The sequence below is a fragment of the Aminobacter sp. P4_H6_2 genome (assembly GCF_056400805.1).
In genome coordinates, this window is sequence record NZ_JBFUKO010001033.1 from 1 (window position 1) to 1,074 (window position 1,074).

Annotated in this window: 2 protein-coding genes; both read right to left on the reverse strand. The window is 56.2% G+C overall.

Going from position 1 to position 1,074, the window contains the following annotated elements; translation table 11 throughout:
* The coding region (locus tag AC1DUU_RS32705; RefSeq protein WP_476787434.1) for an ATP-binding cassette domain-containing protein at positions 1 to 151 on the reverse strand (151 nt) is incomplete at its 3' end.
* Positions 152 to 203: 52 nt separating this feature from the next.
* Positions 204 to 1,074, reverse strand: an 871-nt coding sequence (locus tag AC1DUU_RS32710) for an ABC transporter substrate-binding protein (RefSeq protein WP_476787433.1), incomplete at its 5' end; no start/stop codon positions are given.

Genomic DNA, 1,074 nt, shown 5'->3' on the forward strand with positions numbered 1-1,074 from the left:
AGAGTATCCGTCCGCTGGTCGGCCTGAAGACGCCGCTCACGATGTTGATGAAAGTCGTCTTCCCCGCGCCGTTCGGACCGATGATTGCCAAGACCTCCCCGTGGTGAACACCCAAGGATACGTCTTTAAGTGCCTGGAAGGCGCCAAACATCTTGCTGACCCCTTCCACTTTGAACGCTTCGTTTTCTAGCGGCCGCAAGATTTCAGCCCTTCGTCAGGTCAACATCGGCGTCGTAGATCGTGGAATCCTTTGGGGCGATACCATACTTGGCAAGCGCTCCTCCCTGCATCTGCAGAAGGAATATATCCATGAACGCCTGATGATCCTGCGCCCGCATCGCGACCTCACCCAGCGGGAAGAGTGGACCCCTCGGATAGGACGGCACCGATTCCGCGTGTTTGATTAGCGCTGCCGTATCCGCCTTTGTTTTCCAGCCACCTTGCTCGACATTGGCCTTCAGAAAACCGAGGCTTTGCACGATGCCAAGGAGCATCGAACTGCCGATAACTTTGCCGCTGGCTGCGTCTACACCATTTTCATCTATCCCGAGTGCCTTGTAGATGTCGGCCATTTCGGGGGAGTTCATATCCTTCAGCGCGACTGGCGCGGTCTCGATCCCGAAAACACCTTCGCCGACATCGCCAAGCTCTCTGTAGTCAAACAGGGAGAAGCTTAGTCCGGCCAGAACGATCTTCTGTTCGTATCCGGAGCTGCGTAGCAGCTGGATTGCCTGCAGTGCGTTTAGGACGGGCATAAAGATACCGTCGGCGCTCCGGTTAATCTGCAYTACGAAAGGAAGCAGATCCGGCGCGTCGACCGGCAGCGCTACGGCATTGCCAACTTTGCCACCGGACGCAACGACACCCTTCGCCCACCAGTCTCGCTCTGATTGTCCCCACTTGATGTCGGCGAAAAGCGTCACCCAGCTCTGACCTAGAGACTCAACATATTTCTGTGCAGCACCAGCCGCAGTCGCAGCCGAATTGGTTGTCAGGCGAAATTGATAGGGAACCGCGTTGTCCTTGGCAGTAGTTGCCTCGGACGTGCTCATGGTCAGATATAGCGTCTTGTTC